Below are 23,100 nucleotides of genomic sequence, written 5' to 3'. Positions count from 1 at the left end.
ACAACGGTGCGTGTTGTCCGCGTCACGGCTCGTGTGCGGGACCAGGGTTCGCCCGCCGGCGACGCGGGTACTGGCAGGTCATGAGGCTGAACGCGGTGAAGAGGTCGTTGGCGGTGCTGGTGAGCGGCGGGGCCCTGTTCCTGACGCTGGGCGCCGGCTGCGAGGGCGGTGGTGGCGACGGCGACGACAACCCCGGTGTCGAGAACACCCAGGACAACGAGGGCGACAACGGCGGCGACGAGCAGGACGGCGACCAGGGGGACGACCAGGACGGCGACGAGGGGAACTGAGTCCCCGCGTCGCCCGTCCCGGCCGCGGTCACCGACCGCGGCCGGTCTCCTCCTGCAACTTGTCGATGAGCTGGGACGCCTCGACCTTCGTCAGGTCCTCCGGCACCTCTTCGCCGGCCTCCTGCGCCAGCGTGTTCAGGTAGGACTCCTGCGGGCCGGTCATCGGCTCGTCGCCCGTGGTCCAGTCACTCGGGTCCTTCTCCGGCGTGCGGTTCACGTCGAGTCTCCCTTCGTTCGAACGCGAGTTCGAGGTACCCACTGCGCGGACGGCCCAACCGTCGCGGCCGATCGTCGGAACTGTTGACACGCACCGGTGTGGTCCAGTCCAATTCCGGCACCTGGAGGCCGCCACCGCTGGGAGGTACGACGATGTCGCGCAGGGTCTTGTTCGCCAGGGTGGCGACGGTGGCGGCGTTGGTGGTGGGAGCGGCGGCGGTGAGCTTCGCGCCCGCCTACGCCGCCTCGGTCACCGCCACGTTCACCAAGACCGCGAGCTGGGACACCGGCTACACCGCGCAGTTCTCCGTCAAGAACGGGACGAGCGCGGCGGTGACGGGCTGGCGGGTCGAGTTCGACCTGCCGGCCGGTACCTCGGTCGGCGCCTACTGGGACGCGTTGCAGACCAACGCGAGCGGGCGGTACACCTTCACCAACCGCGACTACAACGGCACCCTCGCGCCCGGCGCCGCGGTGACGTTCGGCTTCAACGCCTCGGGCACCGCGAGCCCGGCCAACTGCCGGATCAACGGCGCGTCGTGCGCCGGTGCCCCGACGACCACCACCACGACAACGACGACCACGACGACGACTACCACCACGACGACGGGCCCCACGACGACCACCACGGCACCGCCGCAGAGCGGCCTGCCCAAGCGCGTCCTGGTCGGCTACCTGCACGCGAGCTTCGCCAACGGCTCCGGCTACATCCGGATGAAGGACGTCTCCGACGACTGGGACATCATCAACCTGTCCTTCGCCGAGCCCACCTCCGCCACCTCCGGCGACCTGCGCTTCGCCCAGTGCCCGGTGGCCGAGTGCCCCAACGTCGAGTCCGAGGCCGAGTTCATCGCGGGCATCCGGGAGAAGCAGGCCAAGGGCAAGAAGGTGCTGATCTCCATCGGCGGCGCGAACGGGCAGGTGCAGCTGGCCACCGCGGCGGCGCGCGACGCGTTCGTCCGCTCGGCCTCGGCCATCATCGACCGGTACGGCCTGGACGGCCTGGACGTCGACTTCGAGGGCCACTCGCTCTCGCTCAACGCGGGCGACACGGACTTCCGCGCGCCCACCACGCCGGTGATCGTCAACCTGATCCAGGCGCTGAAGACCCTGAAGGCCCGCTACGGCAGCCGGTTCGTGCTGACCATGGCCCCGGAGACGTTCTTCGTCCAGGTGGGCTACCAGCACTACGGCGGCGGCAGCGGCGCGGACCCCCGGGCGGGCGCGTACCTGCCGGTGATCCACGCGCTGCGCGACGACCTGACGCTGCTGCACGTCCAGCACTACAACTCGGGACCGATCATGGGCCTGGACAACCAGTACCACTTCATGGGCGGCCACGACTTCCACGTCAGCATGGCCGACATGGTGCTGGCCGGGTTCCCGGTGCGCGGTGACGCCACGCGGGTCTTCCCGGGCCTGCGGCAGGACCAGGTCGCCATCGGCCTGCCCGCCGGCGTCAACGCGGGCAACGGGTTCACCTCCGTGGCCGAGGTGCACCGCACGCTCGACTGCCTGGTGAAGGGCTCGAACTGCGGCACCTACAAGCCCCGGGCGGTCTACCCGAACCTGCGCGGGCTGATGACGTGGTCGGTCAACTGGGACCGGCACAACCAGTTCGAGTTCTCCCGGTCCCACCGGGCCTACCTGTCCCGGTGACCGGCCTGTCCCGGTGACCGATCGGCGCGACCCCGCCCGGCGGCGGGGCCGCGTCACCCCCGGTGGCGCGGCCACACGACCACGGCCCCCGCCGCCACCAGGGCCAGCAGAACCTCGCTCGCCAGGCCCAACCGGTGCTCCACCACCCCGAGGCCCGCGCCCGCGCCGTACCCCAGCAGCACCACCCCGCTCGCCCACAGCAGCCCGCCCGCCGCGTTCCACGTGGCGAAGGCGCGCAGCGGCAGGCCGCTCATCCCGGCCAGGCCCGGCACCAGGGCCCGCAGCAGCGCGGTGAACCGGCCGAGGAACACCGCGGGGCCGCCGCGGCGGCGGATCAGCGCCGTGGCCCGCTCCACCGCCGCCGGGCGCACCAGCCGCCGCGGCAGGCGGCGCAGCAGGGCGTGCCCCCAGCGCCTGCCCACGAAGTAGCCCGCCAGGTCACCCAGCACCGCGCCCGCCGTGCCGGCGACCAGCACCGCCCACAGCGGCGCGCCGCCCGCGTGCGCCGCCGCGCCCGCGACCAGCAGCGCCACCTCGCCGGGGAAGACCACCCCCAGCATGGTGGACGCCTCCAGGGCGGGCAGCAGGAAGGCCAGGGCGAGCACCGGGGCCGGGGGCAGGTCGCGCAGCGCGTCGAGGACCACCGACCGATCCTCCGCCGGTCCACAGTGGACTTCAAGCTAACGCGCCGGGTCCGCCGCCGATCCCAGGGTGAGGAGGTGGGCCCATGACCACCGCGATCCGCCTGTCCGCCGGCCCGGCGCGCCTGTTGCCGCCCGTCCTGCCCGCGCTGCTCCTGCTGCTCGCCGTGCTCCTCGCGCCGGTCGCGCCCGCGAAGGCGTCGAACGGCCTCTACCGGGTCGACACCCCGGAGTTCTCGATCGTCGAGGGCTTCGAGTGCGCGCCGGGCGGCCACTCGTGCTCGGTCGTCGTGGCCGGTCGGGTGCTGACCGTCCGGGCCGAGCTGCTCGGCCCCTGCTCCGCCGAGTACGACGGCCGGTCGGTGAGCTGCCGGTCCGTCTCCGAGTACGGGCCGGCCGAACCGTGGGTGGAGATCGGCTCGCTGGGCGTGTCGCCGGACCAGGCGCCCCGCACGCCGCCGTGGCGGGACGCGATCGACCGGTGGTGGACGATCTGGTGGCTCGGCGGGGCGCTGGGCCTGGGGCTGCTGATGGCCCTGGCGACCGCCGTGCTGTACCGGGGGCCGCGGCTGCCGGACGAGAACCAGGCGGTCCGGACGCTGGTGACCGGGGTGGTGTGCTGGTTGGTGCCCGCCGCGGCCACGCTGATCGTGGAACCGGCGGGTCGGGAGAGCATGGTGGTGCTCGTGCTGGTGGCCCCGCACTTCGTGCTGCTGCCCGCCGCGGTGATGGCGGTGTGGCAGCACCTGGCCGGTGGTCCGCAGAGCGGTCGGCTGCGCGGTCGGTTGGGGCAGGCCGCGATGGCGGCGGTGGCCACCACCCTGTACTTCGGCGGCGGGGTCATCGGGTTCGCGATGGCGGCCGGGCTGCCGGACTAGGTGGTCCGGCAGCCCGGCCGTTCAGCGGTTCGGTCTTCGGGTCTTTCGGTCTTCTGGTCGTCTCGCGGGTCAGCAGCCGATCCGCTTGGTGCCCAGCGCGATGTCGTCGAACCAGAGGTCGTAGGAGCCCTCGTTCGGCTGGTACAGCTGCCAGCCGATCTTGACCGTGTCGAACCGGGGGAACAGGAAGTCGACCTGGTTGCCGCCGTGCTCGCGGGTCGACACGGTCAGGTCCGGCTTGGGCTTGCCGTCGAACCACAGCTCGACCCGGTTGTCCGAGGCGTCCATCCGCCACTCGACGCACTGCCACCGGCCCGCCTCGGAGGGGGCCGACTCGCGCCAGTTCGTCCAGTCGCCGGTGGGCCCGCCGTCCGCGCCGACACCCCACAGGGTCCGGTCCAGGGTCGGCACGTACTGGCCGCCCAGCGGGCGGACGACCTCCGGGCCGTCGCCGGTGGCCTCGATCAGCGTGTAGTGCGCCCAGTCCGGGGCGGTGGGGAACGCCTCGACCTTCACCCGGACCCGGCCGTAGAAGCTGTTGCCGGGCGCGGCGAAGCCGTCGACCTTGAGGAACGCCCGGCCGTTGCGCTCGGTGCGCACGTGCAGGACCTTCTGGCCGCGGCGGTCGCGCTCGACCTCCAGCGAGCCGTTCCTGGTGTCCACGCCCCAGTTCAGGCTGGTGCCCGCGCCGGTGGGCACGCGCTGGAAGTCCTCGCAGAACAGCAGGTCGGTCTTGGCGCACGTGGTGAGCCGCTGGTGGGTCGGGCCGGAGGCGGCGGCGACCGGCAGGGCGATGACCGACAGCAGGGCGGCGAGGACCGCCGAGGACAACCGTTTCCGCACGTCTGGCTCCTTCTGCGCTGAGGGGGCAGGAGAGGAAGTTAGCCGTTCTGGGAACGCTCCCATACCTCCGGGCGGCGGAACCGGGGTGGACGGGCTCCGGGGGCTACTCGAAGCGCGAGGGGTCGCCCGCACCGCGCCGGACGATCTCCGGCTCACCCTGCGAGAAGTCCACCACGGTGGTCGGCTCGGTGCCGCAGTCGCCGGAGTCCAGCACCGCGTCCACCACGTGGTCCAGGCGCTCCTTGATCTCCCAGCCCTGCACCAGCGGCTCGTCCTGGTCCGGCAGCAGCAGCGTGCTGGACAGCAGCGGCTCGCCCAGCTCCGCCAGCAGCGCCTGCGCCACCGCGTGGTTCGGGATGCGCGCGCCCACCGTCTTCTTCTTCGGGTGCAGCAGGCGGCGCGGCACCTCGGTGGTGGCCGGGAGGATGAACGTGTAGCTGCCCGGCGTGGCCGCCTTGATCGCCCGGAACACCGCGTTGTCCACGTGCACGAACTGGCCCAGCTGCGCGAAGTCCCGGCACATCAGGGTGAAGTGGTGCTTGTCGTCGAGGTGGCGGATCTGCCGGATGCGGTCCAGGCCGTCCTTGTTGCCCAGCCGGCTGCCCAGCGCGTAGCAGGAGTCGGTGGGGTAGGCGACGAGCCCGTCGTCCTTGATCAGCGCAACCACCTGGTCGATGGCCCTGCGCTGGGGGTTGACCGGGTGCACGTCGAAGTACCTCGCCATGCCGGGAGCCTAGTCCCCCGAACGGTCGAGCACGGGAGGGCCCGGCCGGCTCGTCCGCCAGGGACTGCCTGCTCCCGCCCGTGATCGGCTCCGCTCGCGCCGACCAAACCCGATCGCCACTTTCGCGCGAAACATGCGCCCGCCGAGGTGACCACGCCCGTTCTCACTCTGCGACATCTATTGCTAGGCCGTTAGTGTCCGGCGTTGGGCTGTATCAGTGAAAGGCATCGAGGGAACGCGACATGTTTTCGCAGATGAGCGCAATCACCTTCTACTCAAAGTTTTCCACTCGACTTTCCGCACGAGGTTGTCTCACTCGAACAGGTGTAGTCGCATTGCTCCTCATGTCGCTCTTGACACCGGCGTCGGCCGCTGAGGACCGGTGGCCGGCCCGCGTCCAGGTGTTCGTCGCCAACAGCGCCTCGAACACCGTCACCGCCTACGACACCCGGCTCGGGCAGGTGGTGGCGACCGTGCCGGTCGGGCAGTACCCCTTCGGCGTGGCGGCCACGCCGACCCGCGCCTACGTGACCAACTTCGGCTCCGACACGGTCACCGTCGTCGACACCGCCACGAACAGGCCGCTGCGGGACATCCCGGTCGGCCGGTTCCCGCACACCCCGGCGGTGAGCCCGAACGGCAAGCTCGTCTACGTCACCAACAACGGCGGCCAGAGCGTGACCGTGATCAGCACGCGCAACGACGAACCGGTGGCCACCATCCCGGTCGGCCGCTTCCCGGCGGGCGTCGCCTTCAGCCCGGACGGCGAACGGGCCTACGTGGCGAACACCGGCTCGAACACCGTGACCGTCATCGACGTCGACCGCGGCCGGGCGATCGACACCGACGCGGTGGGCCGCGCGCCGATGGGCGTCTCGGTCACGCCGCGCGGCCGGGTGTACGTGGCCAACGCCGGCGACGACACGGTGTCGGTGCTCACCCGGTCCGGTGAGCCGGTCGGCCCGGCCGTGCCCGTCGGCAAGCAGCCCGAGGGCTCCGCGGCCAGCCCCGACGACAGCTTCGTCTACGTGACCAACTCCAGGTCGGACTCGATGTCGGTCATCGACGCGTCCAGCGGGTCGGTGGTGGCGACCGTGCCCGTGGGGAAGGAATCGGAGGGCCTCGTCGTGACGTCCTGAGGCGGCGCGGGGGCGTCCCGGCTCACTTAGGCGACCCTAACGTACCGTGGGGGTGAATTGCGCTGACCGAGTGAACCGAGGAGTGCGCGGATGGCCCATCACGGCCAGGTGGTGCGGACCGAGTGGATCGCGCCCGGGATGATCCGGGTCGTGCTCGGCGGGAACGGGCTCGCGGACTTCGCGACCGGTCCGCACACCGACAGCTACGTCAAGCTGATCTTCCCGCAGGAGGGCGTGACCTACCCGGAGCCGTTCGACCTCGCGGCCGCCCGGGAGTCCCTGCCGCGCGACCGGTGGCCCCGCACGCGCACCTACACGGTCCGCCGGTGGGACCCCGACGCCCGCGAGCTGTGGATCGACTTCGTGGTGCACGGGGACTCGGGGATCGCCGGGCCGTGGGCGGCTCGGGCCCGGCCCGGCGACGTGCTGCGCTTCGCCGGGCCCGGCGGCGCCTACGCGCCCGACCCGGCCACCGACTGGCACCTGCTGGCCGGTGACGAGAGCGCCTGGCCCGCCATCGCGGCGGCCGTGGAGGCCCTGCCGGCGGGCGCGCGGGCCACGGTGCTCGTCGAGGTCGACGGACCCGCGGACCGGCAGGTCGTGTCCACGGCGGGCGACGTGGACCTGGTGTGGCTGCACCGGGCCGGCCGGCCGCGCGGTCGGGCGGTCGTCGAGGCGGTCGGCAAGCTGGACTTCCCGGCCGGCGCGGTGCAGGTGTTCGTGCACGGCGAGGCGACCATGGTCAAGGAGCTGCGCGGTCACCTGCGGCTGGACCGGGGCGTGCCGCGCGAGCGGATGTCGATCTCCGGCTACTGGCGGTTGGGCGCGGACGAGGACGGGTGGCAGTCGTCCAAGCGCGAGTGGAACCAGCAGGTCGAGCAGGAGCAGGAGCGGGAGTAGGCCGGGGGGCGGGTCAGCCCAGCGCGTCCGCCAGGCCCAGGGGCGTGGAGGGCGGCAGCGGCCCGTCCGCCTGGAACGCCTGGAGGAAGTAGGCCACCAGCCGTCGCGAGGCGATGAGGGTCGCCTCCACCGTGCCGGCCACGATGCCGCCGTTGGCCATCATCAGCAGCACGAGGTCGTCGGTCACGAAGTCGGCGCGCAGCCGCCCGGCGGCCTTGGCGCGCCGCGCCAGCTCGGCGAACGCCTCCTCGGCCCGGGTGCGCTCCCGCGCCACCGGGAGGGCGTCCGGGAACGCCGACAGGAAGGCCGCGCTGAACCCCCGGTCCACCGCCTGCATCGCGCACAGCTCGCCGACCACGACGCAGAACCCGCGCCACGGGTCGGGGTCCTCCAGTGCGTCGTGCACGACCGAGGTGCACGAGGCGAACTGGTCCGCGAACACCGCGGTGACCAGGGCCTCCTTGGTGGGGAAGCGCCGGTAGAGGGTCGCCGCGCCGACGCCGGCGCGCCGCGCGATGGTGGTCATCGGCACGTCCAGGCCCTCGGCCGCGAACGCCTCGCGGGCCACGGCGAGCACCCGGTTCCGGTTGGCCAGCGCGTCCACGCGCAACTGAGTCGGTTCACCGGCCACGGCTCTCACTTTAGCCCGCGCGCAAGACATCCCCCGGTGCCCGGTGCTAGAAGTGGAAGGTAGTTTCCACTTAGTGCGGAGGGTGACGATGCGCGCAGCGCTCTACGACCGGTTCGGCCCGCCGGAGGTGCTCCACGAGGGCACCGTGCCGGAACCGGCCGTCCCGCCGGGCCACGTGCTGGTCCGGGTGCACGGGGCCAGCGTGAACGGCGGTGAGATGCTGCTGAGGTCCGGCCGGTTGGGGCCGCTGCTCGGCCGGCGCTTCCCGAAGCTGGTCGGCGTGGACTTCGCGGGCGAGGTCGTCCGAGGCCCCGGCTACGAGCCCGGCGCCCTCGTGTGGGGCGGGCTGCCGCGCGGGAGGTTCGGCGCCGCCGCCGAGTACGTCGCCGTCCACCCGAGGCAGCTCGCCCTCGCCCCGGCCGGGCTCGACCCGGTGCGCGCCGCCGCACTGCCGGCCGTCGGCACCACCGCCATCACCGCCCTGCGCGATCAAGCGCGCCTGCGCGCGGGTGAGCGACTGCTGGTGCGCGGCGCGAGCGGCGGCGTGGGCAGCGTCGCGGTCCAGCTGGGCAAGGCTTACGGCGCGCACGTCACGGCGCTGGCGAGCGCGCGCAACCTCGACGCGGTGCGCGACCTGGGCGCCGACGAGGTGGTGGACTACGCGGCCGACCCGGCCGGGCTGGGCCGGTTCGACGTCGTCCTCGACACCTACGGCGGCTCGCCGCGCGCCTACCGCCGGCTGCTCGCGCCGGGCGGCCGCATGGTGGGCATCGCCTTCCGCTCGGCGGGCGACCTCGCCTACGTGCTGGCGTCCGCGGTGTTCGGGTCGCGGCGGGTGCGGTTCTTCAGCGGCAACCCGCGGCACGAGCTGTTCGCCGACCTGACCGCGCTGGTCGAGCGCGGCGCGGTCCGGCCCGTGATCGAGGCGGTGCACCCGCTCTCGCGCATCGCCGACGCCCACCGCGCGCTGGAGGCGGGCGGCGGGCACGGCAAGCACGTCATCCGGGTGAGCGGCTGACCACGCTGCGCTCACGGGGGTAACGCCGAACGGGGCCGGCCGATGGTCAGGCATACACCCGTTCGGCACCTGGAGTGGGCAGTGATCGAGAACTCGTCGGCCGGCTTGGTGATGTTGCCGGGAGAGGCCACCGTGACGGTGACCCGGGAGGAGCACCACCAGGCCGCCTTGAGCCGGTACGACGTCGTCCCCGGCGCGCACCGCCGCGTCGCGGTCGAGCTGGGGTGGTGCACGGTCGGCACGGGCAAGCACCGCGGCCGGCGCGTGGTCGAGGTCCTGCTGGACGGCCGGCGGGTCGGCGAGCTGACGCACCTGATGTCCCAGCGCTACGCCGGGTTGGTGAGCCAGGTGGCCGACCGGGGCGGTCGGCCCGGGTGCGAGGCGGTGGTGCAGCGGGGGCCCCGCGGGCTGGAGGTCCTGCTGCGCCTGCCGCGCGACGCGGAGGGCGTGCTCCCGCTGGTGCCGCCGCAGCCGACCACCGCGTTCGGGGCGGTGCCGCCGCTTCCGCCTGTGTCGACCGCCGCGTTCGGTGAGGTGCCGCCGCAGCACACCGCCGCGTTCGCCGCCGGGCCGCCGCTCCCGCCCGTGCCGAAGAAGTCCCGCCGTCCGGTGTGGATCGCGGTGGGGATCGTCGCCCTGCTGTTCGCCTTCATCGGCGCCCTGACCGACGACGACGAGCCGACGAGCACGGCGGCCGACCTGAGCACCGCGGCGGCCGCGACGACCACCACGACCACGGCCCGGCCGACCACCACGCCGCCGCCGAGCACCACGACCACCACGACCACCACCACGACAACGACCACTGTGGCGCCGGCCCCGCAGCCCCAGCCCCAGCCGCAACCTCAGCCGCAACCCAAACCTCAGCCCCAGCCCCAGCCACAGCCGCAGCCCGCGCCCAACAACGGCTGCCACGCCAGCTACACGCCGTGCGTGCCGATCTCCAGCGACGTCGACTGCGCGGGCGGCAGCGGCAACGGGCCCGCCTACGTCAGCGGGCCGGTCACCGTCATCGGTCCCGACGTCTACGGCCTGGACCACGACAAGGACGGAACGGGCTGCGAGTAGGTCAGCCGACGGGCTCCTCGGCCGGCGCCGACCGAGGGGCCAGCACGTCCGCGAACACCGCCGCCACCACGCACAGCACCACGGGCACGGCGAACGCGGCGTTCAGCGGGATCCAGTGCGCCAGGCCGCCGATCAGCGCCGGGCCGGCCAGCAGGCCCACGTAACCCAGCCCGACGACCCGCGCCATCAGCGCCCCGGACGCCCGCGGGTCGAGGTTGCCCGCCGCGCTGAACAGCTGCGGCACGCTGCCCGACAGGCCCAGGCCGAACAGCGCCCAGCCGGCCAGGGCCAGCGGCAACCACGGCGTGAACACCACGAGGGTCAGGCCGAGCGCGGCGAGCGCCGACCCGTACCGGACGATGGCCACCGGGCCGACCCGCGCGGCGACCCGGTCGGTGGCGAACCGGCCGGCGGTCATCGCGACCGCGAACGAGCCGTAGGCGAACGCGGCGGTGCTCGTGGACGTGCCGAGGACGTCCTCGGAGTGCAGCGCCGCCCAGTCGTTGGCCACGCCCTCGGCGAGCATCATCGCGAACGCGATGGCGCCCAGCAGCCAGACGAGCTTGCGCGACGGCCTGGCCGACGGCGCGGCCTCGGTGCTCCCGGGCCGCTCGGGCTCGGGCGTCGCGTCGATCACGAACCGGGCGGCGGCCAGCGAGACGACCACGCAGACCGCGCCGACCGAGCCGAGCGTCACCGCGGTCGGCACCGCGGCGGCCAGCGTGCCCGCGCCGACCAGGGCGGCCAGCGCGCCGCCGATCGACCACATCGCGTGGAACGCCGCCATGATCGGGCGCGGGTAGGCGCGTTCCACCACCACGGCGTGGGAGTTCATCGCCACGTCGATGGTGCCGTTGCCGAAGCCGAGGCAGAACAGCGCGATCCCGAGCGTCCACCAGGAGTCGGCCAGGCCGGGACCGACCAGCGCCAGGCCCAGCAGCACGCCCGCCGCGGGCAGCAGGCGGCGCTGGCCGAAGCGGTCGGCCAGGGGGCCGGCGACCTGCATCCCCAGGAACGCGGCGGCGCCCAGCACGAGCAGCAGCCCGCCCAGCGCGCTGTGGGTGATGCCGGTGGCGCGTTCGACGTTGGGGATGTGCACCACCCACATCCCGACGGCGAACCCGTTGAGGGTGAAGTAGGTCCAGGTCGCGACGCGCGCGGCACGGGGCAGGGGGTGGGTCACGGGTTCTCCTGTGCGGGTTGGGCTACGTGCACCAGCACACCGCGCGCGGCCAGCTCGGCGCGCTGGTCCTCCGGCGCGGTGGTGTCGGTGACGAGCACGTCGGGCCGGTCGGCCGGGCAGACGTGGGCCATGGCGGTGCGGTCCCACTTGCTGCCGTCGGCCAGCGCGATGGTGCGGGCGGACACCGCGAGCGCCTGCTGCTTGACCTCCGCGTCGGCCAGGTCGTGGGCGGTGAGCCCGCCGGTGGTGCTCAGCGCGCAGGGGCTGAGCACGGCCACGTCGAAGCGCAGCGCCCGCAGCGAGGCCAGCGCCAGCGGGCCGACCAGGGCCAGCTCGCCGGGCCGGGGCTCGCCGCCGGGCAGCAGCAGCCGCACCCCGGGCGCGTCCAGCAGCTCGCGGACCGCGTGCAGCGACAGCGGCATGACCGCGAGCGACCGCTCGCGCAGCAGCCGCGCCACCTCCAGGGTCGTGGTGCCGCTGTCGAGCAGGACGGTCTCGCCGTCCCGGATCAGCTCGACCGCGGCGGCGGCGATCGCGCGCTTGGCGGCGGCGGCCGAGGTGGCGCGGGCGGCGAACGGCGGTTCGACGCCCGAGGGGGTGGCGGGCACCGCGCCGCCGTGCACCCGGCGCAGCACGCCGCTCGCGGCGAGCAGGTCGAGGTCGCGGCGGATGGTCATCTCCGACGCCCCGGTGGCCGCCGCCAGCTCCACCACGGCGACCTGGGCCGACGTGCGGAGCCGTTCCACGATCACCCGGTGCCGGTCGGCGCTCTTCACCCGGTGATGGTGACAAGGGATGTGCGTTCGAACAAGTTGTTTGTTGGAACGCTCATAGTGGCGTGGTGGGAAGTGGGTGTTCGGGGCAGTGTGACGCGGACCACGGGGACGCCCGGCGCGGCCGCGGCCAACCGGTGGGGTGACCGACCACGAGTTCCAGGCGTACGTGGACGCGAGCGCCGCGCCGCTGCGCCGCGCCGCCCTCCGCCTGTGCGGCGACCGGCACGACGCCGACGACCTGGCGCAGACCACGCTGGTGAAGTTGTACGCGGTGTGGCCGCGGTTGGGGAGCGACGTGCGCCTGGACGCCTACGCGCGGAAGGTGCTGGTGCGCACGGCGATCGACGAGGTGCGGCGGTCGTCCCGCAGGCACGAGACCGCGGTGGACGAGCCGCCCCCGGTGCCCGTCGCGCCGGCGCGGGTGGAGGACGTGCTCGACGTGCGCGCCGCACTGGCGCGGTTGCCGCCGGGGCAGCGGGCGGTGGTGGTGCTGCGGTACTGCGAGGACCTGAGCCTGGCCGAGACGGCGCGGAGGTTGGGGTGCGCGGAGGGGACGGTGAAGAGCCAGGCGGCGAAGGGGTTGGCCGCGCTGCGCGGCCTGCTGGTGGCATGAGGGTCCGGTGCCCGGCTGTCCGGCTGCCTGCCCGGCTACCGGCTGCCCGGCTGCCTGCCCGGCGCCGCGCCAATGGGCCACCGCAGCCCAGCCGGCCCTCGCCGCCCACCCGCACCCGTCCCCGCCAACCGGCCGGTTGGTCTGAACGGGGCCTGGCCGGCGATTGATCGCCTCCCTATCGTTCGAACCGGCTGGGAGCGCTCCCAGCCGGTTCACGGGAGAGGGATTCTCGATGAGGAGAGTTCTCGCCGGTGCGCTCGCCGCCTCCGTCGTCGCCGCGCTGGTCGCGGTCGCGCAGGTCGGTTCGGGCGCCGCCGCGGCGGATGACCCGGTCGTGGTCGTCACCAGCACGTTCGAGGACGCCACGACGCAGGGCTGGGCGCCGCGCGGCGGTCACGCCGTCGAGGTCGGCACCGCCGTCGCCCACGGCGGCACGCACAGCCTCGCCGCCACCGGCCGCACCCAGAACTGGGAGGGCCCGACGCTCGACCTGCTCGACGAGGTCGACCCGGGCACCAGATACGAGCTGTCGGTCTGGGTCCGGCTCGCGGTGGGCGAGGCGGCCACGCAGGCGCGGCTGTCCGTCGAGCGCCGCACCGCCGGCACCCCGTCCTACGACCAGGTGGTGGGCGACACCGCCGTCACCGCCGACGGCTGGGTGAACCTCCGGGGTGGCTACACCCTCGCCGCCGACGTCGACTTCCTCGCCGCCTACGTCGAGCTGACCAGCGCCACCGCGTCGCTGCACATCGACGACTTCACCCTCTCCTACACGCCGCTGCCCCCGATCCAGACCGACATCCCGTCGGTGAAGGACGCGCTGGCCGACCACTTCGAGGCCGTCGGCGCGGCGGTCGAGCCCGCGCAGCTCCTGGGCAACCACGGCCAACTGCTCGCCAAGCACTTCAACTCCCTCACCCCGGGCAACCAGCTCAAGTGGGACGCCACCGAGCTCACCGAGGGGACGTTCCGGTTCACCGACGCCGACGCGCTGGTGGCGTTCGCGCGGGCCAACGGCATGGCGGTGCGCGGCCACACCCTCGTCTGGCACCAGCAGACGCCCGCCTGGGTGTTCCGGGACGCCGCGGGCGCGGACATGACCGCCACCCCGGCGAACAAGGCGCTGCTGCTGGCCCGCTTGGAGGCGCACATCCGCGCCGTGGTCGGCCACTTCGGCGACGACATCGGCGTGTGGGACGTGGTCAACGAGGTCATCGACGAGACCCAGGCCGACGGCCTGCGCCGCAGCCGGTGGTTCGAGATCGCCGGGCTCGACTACGTCCGCACGGCCTTCCGGGTGGCCCGCGAGGTCGCGCCGGACGCGGTGCTGGTGATCAACGACTACAACACCAACGTCCCGGCCAAGCGGGACAGGTTGCACGACCTGGTGGCGCGGCTGCGGGCCGAGGGCGTGCCGGTGGACGCGGTCGGGCACCAGATGCACGTCAACGTGCAGTGGCCGTCGGTCGCCGAGACCGAGGCGATGATCACCAAGTTCGCGCCGCTCGGGGTGGACCAGCAGATCACCGAGATGGACGTCTCCGTCTACACGGACAACAGCCAGTCCTACCCGACCCCGCCGGCCGAGGTGCTGCTGGCGCAGGCGCACCGCTACCGCGACCTGTTCGAGGTCTTCAAGCGGCACTCCGGCGAGATCAGCTCGGTGACCCTGTGGGGCCTGGCCGACGACAACACCTGGCTCGACAGCTTCCCGGTGACCCGCAAGGACCACCCGCTGCTGTTCGACACCCGCCTCCAGGCCAAGGACGCCTACTGGGGCGTGGTGGACCCGAGCCAGATCGGCGGCCCGACCACCACGACGACGACCACCACGACGACCACCACGACCACGACGGACTCCCCGCCGCCCGCGAGCTGCGCGGTGTCCTACGACATCGCGGGCCAGTGGCAGAACGGCTTCCAGGGCTCGGTCCGCGTCACCAACCGCGGCACCGCGCCCATCGACAGGTGGACGCTCACCTGGAACTACGCCAACGGCCAGCGGGTCACCCAGCTCTGGAACGGCGCCTTCCGCCAGTCCGGCGGGCAGGTCACCGTGGACCACGTCGGGTGGAACCACCTGATCCCGGCCGGCGGCTCGACGTCGATCGGCTTCCTCGGCACCTGGTCGGGCGTGAACGCCAAGCCGACCGCGTTCACCCTCAACGGCCTGGCCTGCCGGCTCGGCTAGCACGGGCCCCTCGGTGGGATCGACTTCCGATCCCACCGAGGGATTTGCCTAAACAGCTTAGGCAAGCGCATAATCCCTTCAGGGAACAGGAGGGATGACCGTGGCACGCGCAGGACTCACCCCGGAACGCCTGACCCGAGCGGGCGCGGAGCTGGCGGACGAGGTCGGCTTCGACCAGGTGACCGTCACCGAGCTGGCCAGGCGGTTCGACGTCAAGGTCGCGAGCCTGTACTCGCACCTGAAGAACTCCCACGACCTCAAGACCCGGATCGCCCTGCTCGCCCTGGAGGAGCTCGCCGACCGGGGCGCCGCCGCGCTGGCCGGCCGCGCGGGCCGGGACGCCCTGGCCGCGCTGGGCGACGTCTACCGCGACTACGCCCGCGAGCACCCCGGCCGCTACGCCGCCACCCAGCTCAGGCTCGACCCGGCCACGGCCGCCGCCAGTGCGGGCGGCAGGCACTCGCGGATGACGCGGGCGATCCTGCGCGGCTACGACCTCGCCGAGCCGGACCAGACGCACGCGGTCCGGCTGCTGGGCAGCGTCTTCCACGGCTACGTGAGCCTGGAGCTGGCCGGTGGGTTCAGCCACAGCGCGCCCGACAGCCAGGAGAGCTGGACGCGCGTCCTGGACGCCCTGGACGCCCTGCTGCGCAACTGGCCCGCCCCGTGACCGGGGCCCGCGCCGAACACCCGAACACCCCGACCGAGCAGGCGAGAGCGATGCGCGACCCCATCACCACACCCGTCACCCCGGACCTCCTGCGCGGCGCCCTCGACGTCGAGCGCACCGAGCGCGGCCTGCTGCCGCACCGGCTGCCCGCGCGGGCCCGCGCCCAGTTCTCCGACGGCCAGCTGGCCGCGGTCGAGGCCCAGCCCTCCGGCGTGCGGCTGGTCTTCCGCACCCGCGCCACCACCGTCGAGCTGGACACCCTGCCCACCAAGCGGGTCTACCGGGGCGTCCCGCCGCGCCCGGACGGCGTGTACGACCTGGTCGTCGACAACCGCCTGGTCGGGCAGGCGAGCGTGCCCGGCGGGAACACCCTGGTCGTCGACCTGGCCACCGGCGCCGCCGAGCGGCGGTCCGGGCCGGCGGGCACCCTCCGCTTCACCGGCCTGCCCGACGGCGCCAAGGACGTCGAGATCTGGCTGCCGCACAACGAGGTGGCCGAACTCGTCGCCCTGCGCACCGACGCGCCCGTCGAGCCCGCGCCCGACCGGGGCCGCCGGGTGTGGCTGCACCACGGCAGCTCGATCAGCCAGGGCTCCGACGCCGCGAGCCCCAGCACCACGTGGCCCGCGCTGGCCGCCTCCCTCGGCGGCGTGGACCTGGTCAACCTCGGCCTGGGCGGCAGCGCCCTGCTCGACCCGTTCACCGCCCGCGCGCTGCGGGACGCGTCCGCCGACCTGATCAGCGTCAAGATCGGCATCAACCTGGTCAACGCCGACCTGATGCGCCTGCGCGCCTTCACCCCGGCCGTCCACGGCTTCCTCGACACCGTCCGCGAGGGCCACCCGACCACGCCGCTGCTGGTCGTCTCGCCCATCCTGTGCCCCATCCACGAGGACACGCCCGGTCCCGGCGCCCTGGACACCGCCGAGCTGGCCCGGGGGCGGGTGCGGTTCCTGGCCACGGGCGACCCGGCGGAACGGGAGAGGGGGAAGCTGACCCTGGGCGTCATCCGGGAGGAGCTGGCCCGGATCGTGGCGCGGCGGGCGGCCGACGACCCGAACCTGCACCACCTCGACGGCCGCGAGCTCTACGGCGAGGCGGACGCCGCCGCGCTGCCGCTGCCCGACCGGCTCCACCCGGACGCCGCCACCCACCGGCTCATGGGCGAGCGCTTCGCCGGGCTGGTCTTCGCCGACGGCGCGTTCGCGGGGCGCCGGGCGGGGTGACCGCCGCCGGGGCAACATGGGTGCCACCACGGATGGACGTCCCGGAGCGCGTCCGGGCAGCCTGGTGGACCGGAGGCGGTGCGTGTTCCTGTTCTGGCGGATCTTCCTGCTCAACGCGGCGGTGCTGGTGACGGCCACCGGCGTGCTGACGCTCGGCCCCGTCACCGTGTCCACGCCCGTCCTGCTGACCGAGGCGCTGGTGGTGACCGGGGGCCTGGGCGCGATGCTCGTCATCGACGCCGTGCTGCTGCGCGTCGGCCTCGCCCCGCTGGACCGGCTGGCCCACGCCATGACGACCACCGACCTGCTCAAGCCGCACCCCAGGCCCGCGGTGTCCGGTCGCGGCCACATCCCGGAGCTGATCAGGGCGTTCAACCGGATGCTCGACCGGCTGGAGGCCGAGCGCGGCCTGAGCGCCGCGCGGGCGCTGTCCGCGCAGGAGGCCGAGCGCAGCCGCATCGCCCGGGAGCTGCACGACGAGGTCGGCCAGACGCTCACCGCGGTGCTGCTCGACCTCAAGCGGGTCGCCGACCAGGCACCCGAGGACGTGCGCGCCGAGCTGCGCCAGGTGCAGGAGACCACGCGCGCCGGCCTGGACGAGATCCGCCGCATCGCCCGCCGCCTGCGGCCCGGCGTGCTGGAGGAGCTGGGCCTGACGAGCGCGCTCAAGGCCCTCACCGCCGAGATGTCCGCCCACGACGGGCCGACCGCGCGCAGCAGGTTCGACCAGGACCTGCCGGCGCTGGGGGAGGAGAAGGAACTGGTCGTCTACCGGGTCGCCCAGGAGTGCCTGACCAACACCGCGCGCCACGCCCGCGCCACGCACGCCGAGCTGTCGCTGCGGCGCACCGGCGCGGGCGTGGAGCTGCTGGTGCGCGACAACGGCCGCGGCCTGCGCGGCGCCGAGGAGGGGGCGGGCATCACCGGCATGAGGGAACGGGCGCTGCTCATCGGGGCGGACCTGGAGATCGGACCGGCCGAGGGCGGCGGCACGGTCGTGCGCCTGGGCGTCCCGGTGGGTGCGCCGTGACCGTCCGCATCCTGCTCGCCGACGACCACTCGCTGGTCCGCCGCGGCGTCCGGCTCATCCTCGACAACGAGCCGGACCTGGAGGTGGTGGCCGAGGCGGGCGACGGCGCGGAGGCCGTCGCCGCGGCCCGGCGCGAGGAGCCCGACCTCGCCATCCTGGACATCGCCATGCCCCGGATGACCGGCCTCCAGGCGGCGCGCGAGCTGTCCCGGCTGCTGCCGGCGCTGCGCATCCTCATCCTGACCATGTACGACAACGAGCAGTACTTCTTCGAGTCGCTCAAGGTCGGCGCGTCCGGCTACGTGCTCAAGTCCGTGGCCGACCGCGACCTGGTGGAGGCGTGCCGGGCCACCATGCGCGGCGAGCCGTTCCTGTACCCGGGCGCGGTGACCGCGCTGATCCGCGACTACCTCGACCGCGCCCGGGAGGGCTCCCTGCCCGCGCGGCCCATCACCGACCGCGAGGAGGAGATCCTCAAGCTGGTCGCGGAGGGCCACTCCTCGAAGGAGATCGCGGACCTGCTGTTCATCAGCGCCAAGACCGTCGAGCGGCACCGCGCCAACCTGCTCCAGAAGCTCGGCCTGCGCGACCGCCTGGAGCTCACCCGCTACGCGATCAGGGTCGGTCTGATCGAGCCCTGATCGCGTGGCGGGCGGGTGCGCCGGGGGTCAGAAGTACCGCAGCCACACGTAGCCCCACGCCATCAGGATGGTCAGCGCGGTGACCAGCGCGCCGTACTTGGTGAACTGCCAGAACGAGATCCGGTGCCCGGCCCGCGCGGCGATGCCGATGGCCACCACGTTCGCGCTGGCCGCCACCGCGGTGCCGTTGCCGCCGAAGTCCGCGCCCAGCGCGAACGCCCACCACAGGGACTCGCCGGTCTCCGGGTCCGGCGCCTCCGCCACCAGGCCCTCGACCACCGGCGCCATGGTCGCCACGTACGGGATGTTGTCGAAGAACGCGCCCAGCACGCCCGAGCCGAACAGCAGCGCGGTGGCGGCGAGGAAGTAGTTGTCGCCGACCGCGTCGATCGACCACTCGCCGATGGCCCCGATCACCCCGGTGTGCAGCAGGCCCGACACCATCACGAACAGGCCCATGAAGAACACCAGCGTGGGCCACTCGACCTCGCGCAGCACCTCGCCGACGTCCATCTTGGACACCAGCACCATCGCGCCCGCGCCCAGCAGGGCCACGATCGCGGGTTCCACGTGCAGCACGGAGTGCAGGCCGAACCCGAGGACCACCACCGCCAGCACCACCAGGCAGCGGACCAGCAGGCGGGTGTCGGTGATGGCGCGCCTCTCCTGCAACGCCATCACCGACTCGACGTGTTCCGGGTTGTACCGGAACGACTTGCGGAACAGCACCCTGGTGAACAGCACGAAGAACACGAACACCACGATCGTGATCGGGGCCATGTGCACCAGGAAGTCGTTGAAGCTCAGGCCCGCGCGGCTGCCGATGATGATGTTCGGCGGGTCGCCGATCAGGGTCGCCGCGCCGCCGATGTTGGAGGCCAGGATCTCGGCGATCAGGTAGGGCTGCGCCGGGATGCGCAGCCGGTTGCACACCACGATCGTGACCGGCGCGACCAGCATGATGGTGGTGACGTTGTCCAGGAACGGCGAGGCGATCGCGGTGATCGCCATGAGCAGCACCATCAGCCGGTAGGGCTTGCCGCGCGACCGCTTGGCGGCCCAGATGCCGAGGTAGTCGAACACGCCGGTCTGCTTGATCACGCCGACGATCACCATCATGCCGAACAGCAGGAAGATGACGTTCCAGTCGATGCCCTCGTGCTCGGAGAAGAACACCTCGCTGCCGGGCACGATCCCGACCAGGGCCATCACACCGGACGCGATGAGCACGACCTTGACCTTGTCGGCCTTCTCGGTCGCGATGAAGAAGAAGGCGACGGCGAAGACGCCGATGGCGAGGAACGGGCTCATGGCTGCGGCCAAGGGCAGGGCAAGGACGACCTCCGGGCACGGTGAACTCCCGGTGGCCGCGCGGGGCGGTCGCCGGGGCGGGGGACGGGCACAGGCGGTGGCCGCGCGGGGCGGTCGCCACCGGCGAGGGGGGTGCGGCGCGGGTCTGGCGAAAAAAGGGGGGTGCGGCGTCGGCCGGGTCAGGCGTCGGGGCGCGACACCGCGAGGCTGGTCAGCAGCCGTTCCAGGGTGATGACCCCGGCCAGCGCGCCGTCTTCGGCGAGGACCGCGACCAGCGGGCTGTGCACGCGGCACATCAGCGCCGCGACCTCCAGGATGGTCGAGTCGGCCGCGACCGTGACGGGTTTGGCGCGTTTGGGCGGCAGGCAGTCACCGACCGTCAGGTCGGCCAGCTCCTCCCAGAACAGGTCGGCGTGCGCCTCGTCGATCGTGCGGGCCAGTGCCGGGTCGTCCTGGAACGACGCCGGCACGGCGAGGCGCAGCACCTGGGTGCCGGGCAGCACGGTCAGCGGTCGCCCGGCCTCGTCCACCACGACCAGCCCCGGCAACCGGCTCACCGCCATCACGCGCAACGCCCACGACACGGGGTCGTGGACGGTCACCGTCGGCACGTGGGCGGCGATGTCGGACGCTCGCATGGCACCGTTCCGTGGGGCTCCGTGGTGGACCGGTCGGAGCACGGTGAAGGCGTTCACGGCTCCCCCTCCCACTGCGCTTGGGGTTTCGGACACCTGGAGTGTTGTCGACCGTCGCGGCCGCCACCATCGGGTGTGACACCCATTCGGGGAGGGGGAGAACGTGCACGCGGTCAGCCGGCGGGCTCCGACCGGCGGTAGACGATGTCGACGTACTCGGGGTGGCGCGCGATGTAGCTCGCGATGAACGGGCACTGCGGCATCACCGGCAGCTCCCACGCGCGGGCCTGGTCCAGCGCGGCCTTGGCCAGGGCGCTGCCCACGCCCTTGCCCTCGAACGCCGGGTCGACCTCGGTGTGGGTGAACACGATCAGCCCCGCGGTCCGCAGGTACTCGGCCCGACCGGCCGGCACCCCGTCCACGACGGCGGCGAAGTGCTTCTCGTCGGGGACGTCGTGCACCTCGATGGCCATGCGGTTCCTCCTGGTTGGACGAACCCCGAACCTAACACCGCCCACCCGCGAGGGGTGGCGCGACCACGCGGGACCCGTCCTCGTGCGACGTTTTCACGGGGAGTGACGAGGGTAGTCGTTCGGTGACACACCGGGGTAGTCGAAGGGGAAACGCCATGCGCATCGGCATCGTGCTGGTGGCCGCGCTCTGCACCACCGTCGGTTGCGGTGGGTCGGGCTCGGACGCCGCCGGACCCGAGTCCACCACCACGTCCGAGTCCGCGGTCACGAACCGGCAGGTCGGGGTGCTGGCCGAGGTGAGCGACGCGGACACCGCCTTCACCTACGACACCACCGCCGCGCCGCCAGGGGGCGAACTGGAGCTGGAGGTGGTCGAGGGGGAGGGCACGACGACCGTGCGCCTGATCGTCTCGGGGCTCCAGCCCGACCGCGGCTACGCCGCCCACGCCCACACCGACCCGTGCGGGCAGACCGGCGCGGACGCCGGACCGCACTTCCAGAACGAGCCCGACCCCGCCGCGACGCCGGACAAGCCGTCGACCGACCCGGCCTACGCCAACCCGCAGAACGAGATCTGGCTCGACCTGACCACCGACGGCGAGGGCAACGGCACGGCGGAGACCGCGGTGCCGTTCGACTTCGCCGACCGCGTGCCCGCCTCGGTCGTGCTGCACGAGCAGCCGGCCACGGCCACCGAACCGGGCAAGGCCGGCAGCGCGGGCGGCCGGGTCGCCTGCTTCACCGCCCCGTTCCGGGGTTGAGCCGGTCGGGGTGGACGAGGCGGGCGGCCTGGTTGCCCGTCCTCGTCCTGGCCCTGGTGACGGCGGGGTGCGGGCTGCCGCGCGACGTGGACGGCACCCTGGACCGCGTCCGGGGCGGCGCGCTGCGCGCCGGCGTGACCGACAACCCGCCGTGGACCGAGGCGGGGGACGGGGAGCCGGCGGGTGCGGAGGTGGAGCTGGTGGAGCGGTTCGCGGAAGGGGTGGGCGCCCGCGTCGAGTGGCGGCGGGGCTCGGAGTCGGCGCTGATGACGGCGCTGGGCAACGGTGAGCTGGACGTGGTCGTCGGTGGGTTCGAGGAGCAGTCGCCCTGGGTCGAGCACGCCTCGTTGACCCTCCCGTACGTGGACGGGCACGTGTGGGCGCTGCCGCTGGGGGAGAACGCGTGGCAGGTCGAGGTGGAGCGGTTCCTGCTGGACCTGCCGGACGACGAGGTCGACCGGCTGCCAGGGCGCCGGTGAGGGTGCAGGACAGGTTCGAGCTGCCGCCGGACAAGGCGGCCCTGCACCGGCGCGCGGTGCGGCTGGAGTGGTGGACCATCGCGTTCTTCGCGGCGGCCGTCGCCCTGCTGGCGGTCACCCTGGGGCAGTCGCAGGCGATGAAGGCCGCCTGGATCGAGGACATGCTGGGGCTGGTCCCGCCCGCCGCGTTCCTGATCGCCGCCCGCTACCGCAACCGGCCGCCGAACGCGCGGTTCCCCTACGGCTACCACCGGTCGGTCAGCGTGGCGTTCCTGGCAGGCTCGGTGGCGCTGCTGGGGCTGGGCGGCTACGTCGTCCACGACTCGCTGACGCGGCTGCTGGCGGGTGAGCGCGCGCCCATCGGGCTGGTGGAGGTGTTCGGCGTCCAGCTGTGGCTGGGCTGGCTGATGATCGCGGTGCTGCTGGTGACCATGGCGCCCGCCGTCCTGCTGGGCCGCGCCAAGCTGAAGATCGCCCGGCAGCTGCACGACAAGGTGCTCTACGCGGACGCGGAGATGAACCGCGCCGACTGGCTCACCGCCGGGGCGGCGGTGCTGGGCGTGCTCGGCATCGGCTTCGGCCTGTGGTGGGCCGACGCGGTGGCCGCGCTGGTCATCGGCGCCGACATCGTCCGCGACGGGGTGAACACCACGCGGAGCGCGGTGGGGAACCTGATGGACAGCCGCCCGCAGGTGGTCGGGAGCCACGACCCGCACCCGCTGCCGGGCCGGTTGCTGGCCGCCGTGCTCGACCACGACTGGGTGGCCGACGCGTGGCTGCGCGTCCGCGAGGAGGGCCACGTGTTCGTGGGCGAGCTGCTGGTCGTGCCGACGGGCGAGGAGGGGCTCCCGGCGCGCCTGGCGGAGCTGGGCGAGTGGGCCAGGGACTTCGACTGGCGCGTGCACGACCTGGTCGTGGTGCCCGTCACCCGCATCGAGCGGGGTCCGGCGGACGGCTGAGGACCCGTTGGTGGGGTCTCGCGGCGGGTTCGCGCGCACCGGCGGTTGTGACTTGGGTCACAACGTAGTTCGGTAATCCGCAATCGACTCGGATTCACCCGTTCGCCACGTTTCGGCTAGGCCGGTCACCGAGTGCGCAGGATCG

Annotated in this window: 26 protein-coding genes; 16 read left to right on the top strand and 10 right to left on the bottom strand. The window is 73.3% G+C overall.

The window, feature by feature from the left end; all coding sequences use genetic code 11:
* The first annotated feature begins 95 nt into the window (after window positions 1-95).
* Window positions 96-290: a hypothetical protein gene (locus tag ACFP3R_RS33690; protein ID WP_380642315.1), complete on the top strand. Its 195-nt coding sequence runs from the start codon at window positions 96-98 to the stop codon at window positions 288-290.
* Window positions 291-318: 28 nt separating this feature from the next.
* On the opposite strand, the gene ACFP3R_RS33685 is transcribed toward ACFP3R_RS33690, so the two are convergent.
* Entirely contained in the window at window positions 319-453 is a 135-nt protein-coding gene (locus ACFP3R_RS33685; protein ID WP_380642364.1) for a DUF3072 domain-containing protein, read from the bottom strand.
* 206 nt (window positions 454-659) lie between these two features.
* On the opposite strand from ACFP3R_RS33685, the gene ACFP3R_RS33680 reads away from it, so the two are divergent.
* Window positions 660-2,165, top strand: coding sequence for a chitinase (locus ACFP3R_RS33680; RefSeq protein ID WP_380642313.1), 1,506 nt, complete (start codon window positions 660-662; stop codon window positions 2,163-2,165).
* A 53-nt stretch (window positions 2,166-2,218) separates the two neighbouring features.
* Here ACFP3R_RS33680 and ACFP3R_RS33675 read toward each other — a convergent pair whose 3' ends face one another.
* Window positions 2,219-2,809: a DedA family protein gene (locus ACFP3R_RS33675; protein ID WP_380642311.1), complete on the bottom strand. Its 591-nt coding sequence runs from the start codon at window positions 2,807-2,809 to the stop codon at window positions 2,219-2,221.
* An 83-nt stretch (window positions 2,810-2,892) separates the two neighbouring features.
* On the opposite strand from ACFP3R_RS33675, the gene ACFP3R_RS33670 reads away from it, so the two are divergent.
* Window positions 2,893-3,684, top strand: coding sequence for a hypothetical protein (locus tag ACFP3R_RS33670; RefSeq protein ID WP_380642309.1), 792 nt, complete (start codon window positions 2,893-2,895; stop codon window positions 3,682-3,684).
* A gap of 69 nt (window positions 3,685-3,753) precedes the next feature.
* Here ACFP3R_RS33670 and ACFP3R_RS33665 read toward each other — a convergent pair whose 3' ends face one another.
* Window positions 3,754-4,527, bottom strand: a complete 774-nt coding sequence (locus ACFP3R_RS33665; RefSeq protein WP_380642307.1) for a glycoside hydrolase family 71/99 protein — start codon at window positions 4,525-4,527, stop codon at window positions 3,754-3,756.
* 103 nt (window positions 4,528-4,630) lie between these two features.
* Window positions 4,631-5,251 (bottom strand): L-threonylcarbamoyladenylate synthase, encoded by a 621-nt coding sequence (locus ACFP3R_RS33660; RefSeq protein ID WP_380642305.1) that lies wholly within the window; start codon window positions 5,249-5,251, stop codon window positions 4,631-4,633.
* 344 nt (window positions 5,252-5,595) lie between these two features.
* Between ACFP3R_RS33660 and ACFP3R_RS33655 the strand changes: the two genes are divergently transcribed.
* A complete protein-coding gene (locus ACFP3R_RS33655; RefSeq protein WP_380642303.1) occupies window positions 5,596-6,390 on the top strand; it encodes a beta-propeller fold lactonase family protein in 795 nt (264 codons plus the stop codon).
* Window positions 6,391-6,480: 90 nt separating this feature from the next.
* Window positions 6,481-7,290 carry a siderophore-interacting protein gene (locus tag ACFP3R_RS33650; RefSeq protein WP_380642301.1) on the top strand — a complete coding sequence of 270 codons (810 nt, stop codon included), beginning with the start codon at window positions 6,481-6,483 and terminating at the stop codon, window positions 7,288-7,290.
* A 13-nt stretch (window positions 7,291-7,303) separates the two neighbouring features.
* On the opposite strand, the gene ACFP3R_RS33645 is transcribed toward ACFP3R_RS33650, so the two are convergent.
* Window positions 7,304-7,921, bottom strand: coding sequence for a TetR/AcrR family transcriptional regulator (locus ACFP3R_RS33645; protein ID WP_380642299.1), 618 nt, complete (start codon window positions 7,919-7,921; stop codon window positions 7,304-7,306).
* A gap of 88 nt (window positions 7,922-8,009) precedes the next feature.
* Here ACFP3R_RS33645 and ACFP3R_RS33640 point away from each other — a divergent pair, with 88 nt between their 5' ends.
* Window positions 8,010-8,939 carry an NAD(P)-dependent alcohol dehydrogenase gene (locus tag ACFP3R_RS33640; protein WP_380642298.1) on the top strand — a complete coding sequence of 310 codons (930 nt, stop codon included), beginning with the start codon at window positions 8,010-8,012 and terminating at the stop codon, window positions 8,937-8,939.
* Window positions 8,940-9,071: 132 nt separating this feature from the next.
* Window positions 9,072-10,007 (top strand): hypothetical protein, encoded by a 936-nt coding sequence (locus tag ACFP3R_RS33635; RefSeq protein WP_380642296.1) that lies wholly within the window; start codon window positions 9,072-9,074, stop codon window positions 10,005-10,007.
* Window position 10,008: 1 nt separating this feature from the next.
* Here the strand turns inward: ACFP3R_RS33635 and ACFP3R_RS33630 are convergent, their stop codons facing one another.
* Both ACFP3R_RS33630 and ACFP3R_RS33625 read right to left on the bottom strand, forming a co-directional pair.
* A complete protein-coding gene (locus ACFP3R_RS33630) occupies window positions 10,009-11,190 on the bottom strand; it encodes an MFS transporter (RefSeq protein WP_380642294.1) in 1,182 nt (393 codons plus the stop codon).
* Window positions 11,187-11,966, bottom strand: a complete 780-nt coding sequence (locus ACFP3R_RS33625; RefSeq protein ID WP_380642292.1) for a DeoR/GlpR family DNA-binding transcription regulator — start codon at window positions 11,964-11,966, stop codon at window positions 11,187-11,189. Before ACFP3R_RS33625 ends, ACFP3R_RS33630 begins: the two co-directional genes overlap by 4 nt.
* Before the next feature lie 139 nt (window positions 11,967-12,105).
* On the opposite strand from ACFP3R_RS33625, the gene ACFP3R_RS33620 reads away from it, so the two are divergent.
* The 6 genes from ACFP3R_RS33620 to ACFP3R_RS33595 all read left to right on the top strand — a co-directional run bounded on the left by ACFP3R_RS33620 (window position 12,106) and on the right by ACFP3R_RS33595 (window position 18,337).
* Window positions 12,106-12,579 carry a SigE family RNA polymerase sigma factor gene (locus tag ACFP3R_RS33620; RefSeq protein ID WP_380642290.1) on the top strand — a complete coding sequence of 158 codons (474 nt, stop codon included), beginning with the start codon at window positions 12,106-12,108 and terminating at the stop codon, window positions 12,577-12,579.
* A gap of 232 nt (window positions 12,580-12,811) precedes the next feature.
* Window positions 12,812-14,770 (top strand): endo-1,4-beta-xylanase, encoded by a 1,959-nt coding sequence (locus ACFP3R_RS33615; RefSeq protein WP_380642288.1) that lies wholly within the window; start codon window positions 12,812-12,814, stop codon window positions 14,768-14,770.
* Window positions 14,771-14,870: 100 nt separating this feature from the next.
* Window positions 14,871-15,440, top strand: coding sequence for a TetR/AcrR family transcriptional regulator (locus tag ACFP3R_RS33610; RefSeq protein WP_380642286.1), 570 nt, complete (start codon window positions 14,871-14,873; stop codon window positions 15,438-15,440).
* A gap of 50 nt (window positions 15,441-15,490) precedes the next feature.
* On the top strand, window positions 15,491-16,666 hold the full coding sequence (locus ACFP3R_RS33605; protein ID WP_380642284.1) for a GDSL-type esterase/lipase family protein: 1,176 nt from the start codon (window positions 15,491-15,493) through the stop codon (window positions 16,664-16,666).
* 82 nt (window positions 16,667-16,748) lie between these two features.
* On the top strand, window positions 16,749-17,696 hold the full coding sequence (locus tag ACFP3R_RS33600) for a HAMP domain-containing sensor histidine kinase (protein ID WP_380642282.1): 948 nt from the start codon (window positions 16,749-16,751) through the stop codon (window positions 17,694-17,696).
* The gene (locus ACFP3R_RS33595; protein WP_380642280.1) at window positions 17,693-18,337 is read left to right on the top strand and encodes a response regulator; all 645 of its coding nucleotides are present in this window, start codon (window positions 17,693-17,695) and stop codon (window positions 18,335-18,337) included. The genes ACFP3R_RS33600 and ACFP3R_RS33595 overlap by 4 nt, the downstream gene beginning before the upstream one ends.
* A gap of 27 nt (window positions 18,338-18,364) precedes the next feature.
* Here ACFP3R_RS33595 and ACFP3R_RS33590 read toward each other — a convergent pair whose 3' ends face one another.
* The 3 genes from ACFP3R_RS33590 to ACFP3R_RS33580 form a co-directional block, all read right to left on the bottom strand.
* Complete coding sequence (locus tag ACFP3R_RS33590; RefSeq protein WP_380642278.1) at window positions 18,365-19,648, bottom strand: ArsB/NhaD family transporter; 1,284 nt, start codon at window positions 19,646-19,648, stop codon at window positions 18,365-18,367.
* Window positions 19,649-19,827: 179 nt separating this feature from the next.
* Entirely contained in the window at window positions 19,828-20,286 is a 459-nt protein-coding gene (locus tag ACFP3R_RS33585) for a CBS domain-containing protein (RefSeq protein WP_380642276.1), read from the bottom strand.
* Between the two features lie 170 nt (window positions 20,287-20,456).
* Window positions 20,457-20,756, bottom strand: a complete 300-nt coding sequence (locus tag ACFP3R_RS33580; protein ID WP_380642274.1) for a GNAT family N-acetyltransferase — start codon at window positions 20,754-20,756, stop codon at window positions 20,457-20,459.
* Window positions 20,757-20,911: 155 nt separating this feature from the next.
* Between ACFP3R_RS33580 and ACFP3R_RS33575 the strand changes: the two genes are divergently transcribed.
* The 3 genes from ACFP3R_RS33575 to ACFP3R_RS33565 are packed head-to-tail and all read left to right on the top strand — an operon-like array spanning window position 20,912 to window position 22,955.
* Window positions 20,912-21,517 carry a superoxide dismutase gene (locus ACFP3R_RS33575; RefSeq protein ID WP_380642272.1) on the top strand — a complete coding sequence of 202 codons (606 nt, stop codon included), beginning with the start codon at window positions 20,912-20,914 and terminating at the stop codon, window positions 21,515-21,517.
* Between the two features lie 32 nt (window positions 21,518-21,549).
* Window positions 21,550-21,996: a transporter substrate-binding domain-containing protein gene (locus ACFP3R_RS33570; protein WP_380642270.1), complete on the top strand. Its 447-nt coding sequence runs from the start codon at window positions 21,550-21,552 to the stop codon at window positions 21,994-21,996.
* A complete protein-coding gene (locus ACFP3R_RS33565; RefSeq protein ID WP_380642268.1) occupies window positions 21,993-22,955 on the top strand; it encodes a cation diffusion facilitator family transporter in 963 nt (320 codons plus the stop codon). The genes ACFP3R_RS33570 and ACFP3R_RS33565 overlap by 4 nt, the downstream gene beginning before the upstream one ends.
* The last annotated feature ends 145 nt before the right edge of the window (window positions 22,956-23,100 follow it).

The sequence above is a fragment of the Saccharothrix lopnurensis genome (genome assembly GCF_042658445.1).
Classification (GTDB): domain Bacteria; phylum Actinomycetota; class Actinomycetes; order Mycobacteriales; family Pseudonocardiaceae; genus Actinosynnema; species Actinosynnema lopnurensis.
The sequence above is the reverse complement of the archived record's forward strand: the minus strand, read 5'-3'. Positions and strand labels throughout refer to the sequence as shown.

What these genes read in the sequence shown, in the direction of transcription:
- ACFP3R_RS33685 (WP_380642364.1), bottom strand. Translation starts at nt 453, where the DNA reads ATGACCGGCCCGCAGGAGTCCTACCTGAACACGCTGGCGCAGGAGGCC.
- ACFP3R_RS33680 (WP_380642313.1), top strand. Translation starts at nt 660, where the DNA reads ATGTCGCGCAGGGTCTTGTTCGCCAGGGTGGCGACGGTGGCGGCGTTG.
- ACFP3R_RS33670 (WP_380642309.1), top strand. Translation starts at nt 2,893, where the DNA reads ATGACCACCGCGATCCGCCTGTCCGCCGGCCCGGCGCGCCTGTTGCCG.
- ACFP3R_RS33660 (WP_380642305.1), bottom strand. Translation starts at nt 5,251, where the DNA reads ATGGCGAGGTACTTCGACGTGCACCCGGTCAACCCCCAGCGCAGGGCC.
- ACFP3R_RS33655 (WP_380642303.1), top strand. Translation starts at nt 5,596, where the DNA reads ATGTCGCTCTTGACACCGGCGTCGGCCGCTGAGGACCGGTGGCCGGCC.
- ACFP3R_RS33650 (WP_380642301.1), top strand. Translation starts at nt 6,481, where the DNA reads ATGGCCCATCACGGCCAGGTGGTGCGGACCGAGTGGATCGCGCCCGGG.
- ACFP3R_RS33640 (WP_380642298.1), top strand. Translation starts at nt 8,010, where the DNA reads ATGCGCGCAGCGCTCTACGACCGGTTCGGCCCGCCGGAGGTGCTCCAC.
- ACFP3R_RS33615 (WP_380642288.1), top strand. Translation starts at nt 12,812, where the DNA reads ATGAGGAGAGTTCTCGCCGGTGCGCTCGCCGCCTCCGTCGTCGCCGCG.
- ACFP3R_RS33605 (WP_380642284.1), top strand. Translation starts at nt 15,491, where the DNA reads ATGCGCGACCCCATCACCACACCCGTCACCCCGGACCTCCTGCGCGGC.
- ACFP3R_RS33590 (WP_380642278.1), bottom strand. Translation starts at nt 19,648, where the DNA reads ATGAGCCCGTTCCTCGCCATCGGCGTCTTCGCCGTCGCCTTCTTCTTC.
- ACFP3R_RS33585 (WP_380642276.1), bottom strand. Translation starts at nt 20,286, where the DNA reads ATGCGAGCGTCCGACATCGCCGCCCACGTGCCGACGGTGACCGTCCAC.
- ACFP3R_RS33580 (WP_380642274.1), bottom strand. Translation starts at nt 20,756, where the DNA reads ATGGCCATCGAGGTGCACGACGTCCCCGACGAGAAGCACTTCGCCGCC.
- ACFP3R_RS33575 (WP_380642272.1), top strand. Translation starts at nt 20,912, where the DNA reads ATGCGCATCGGCATCGTGCTGGTGGCCGCGCTCTGCACCACCGTCGGT.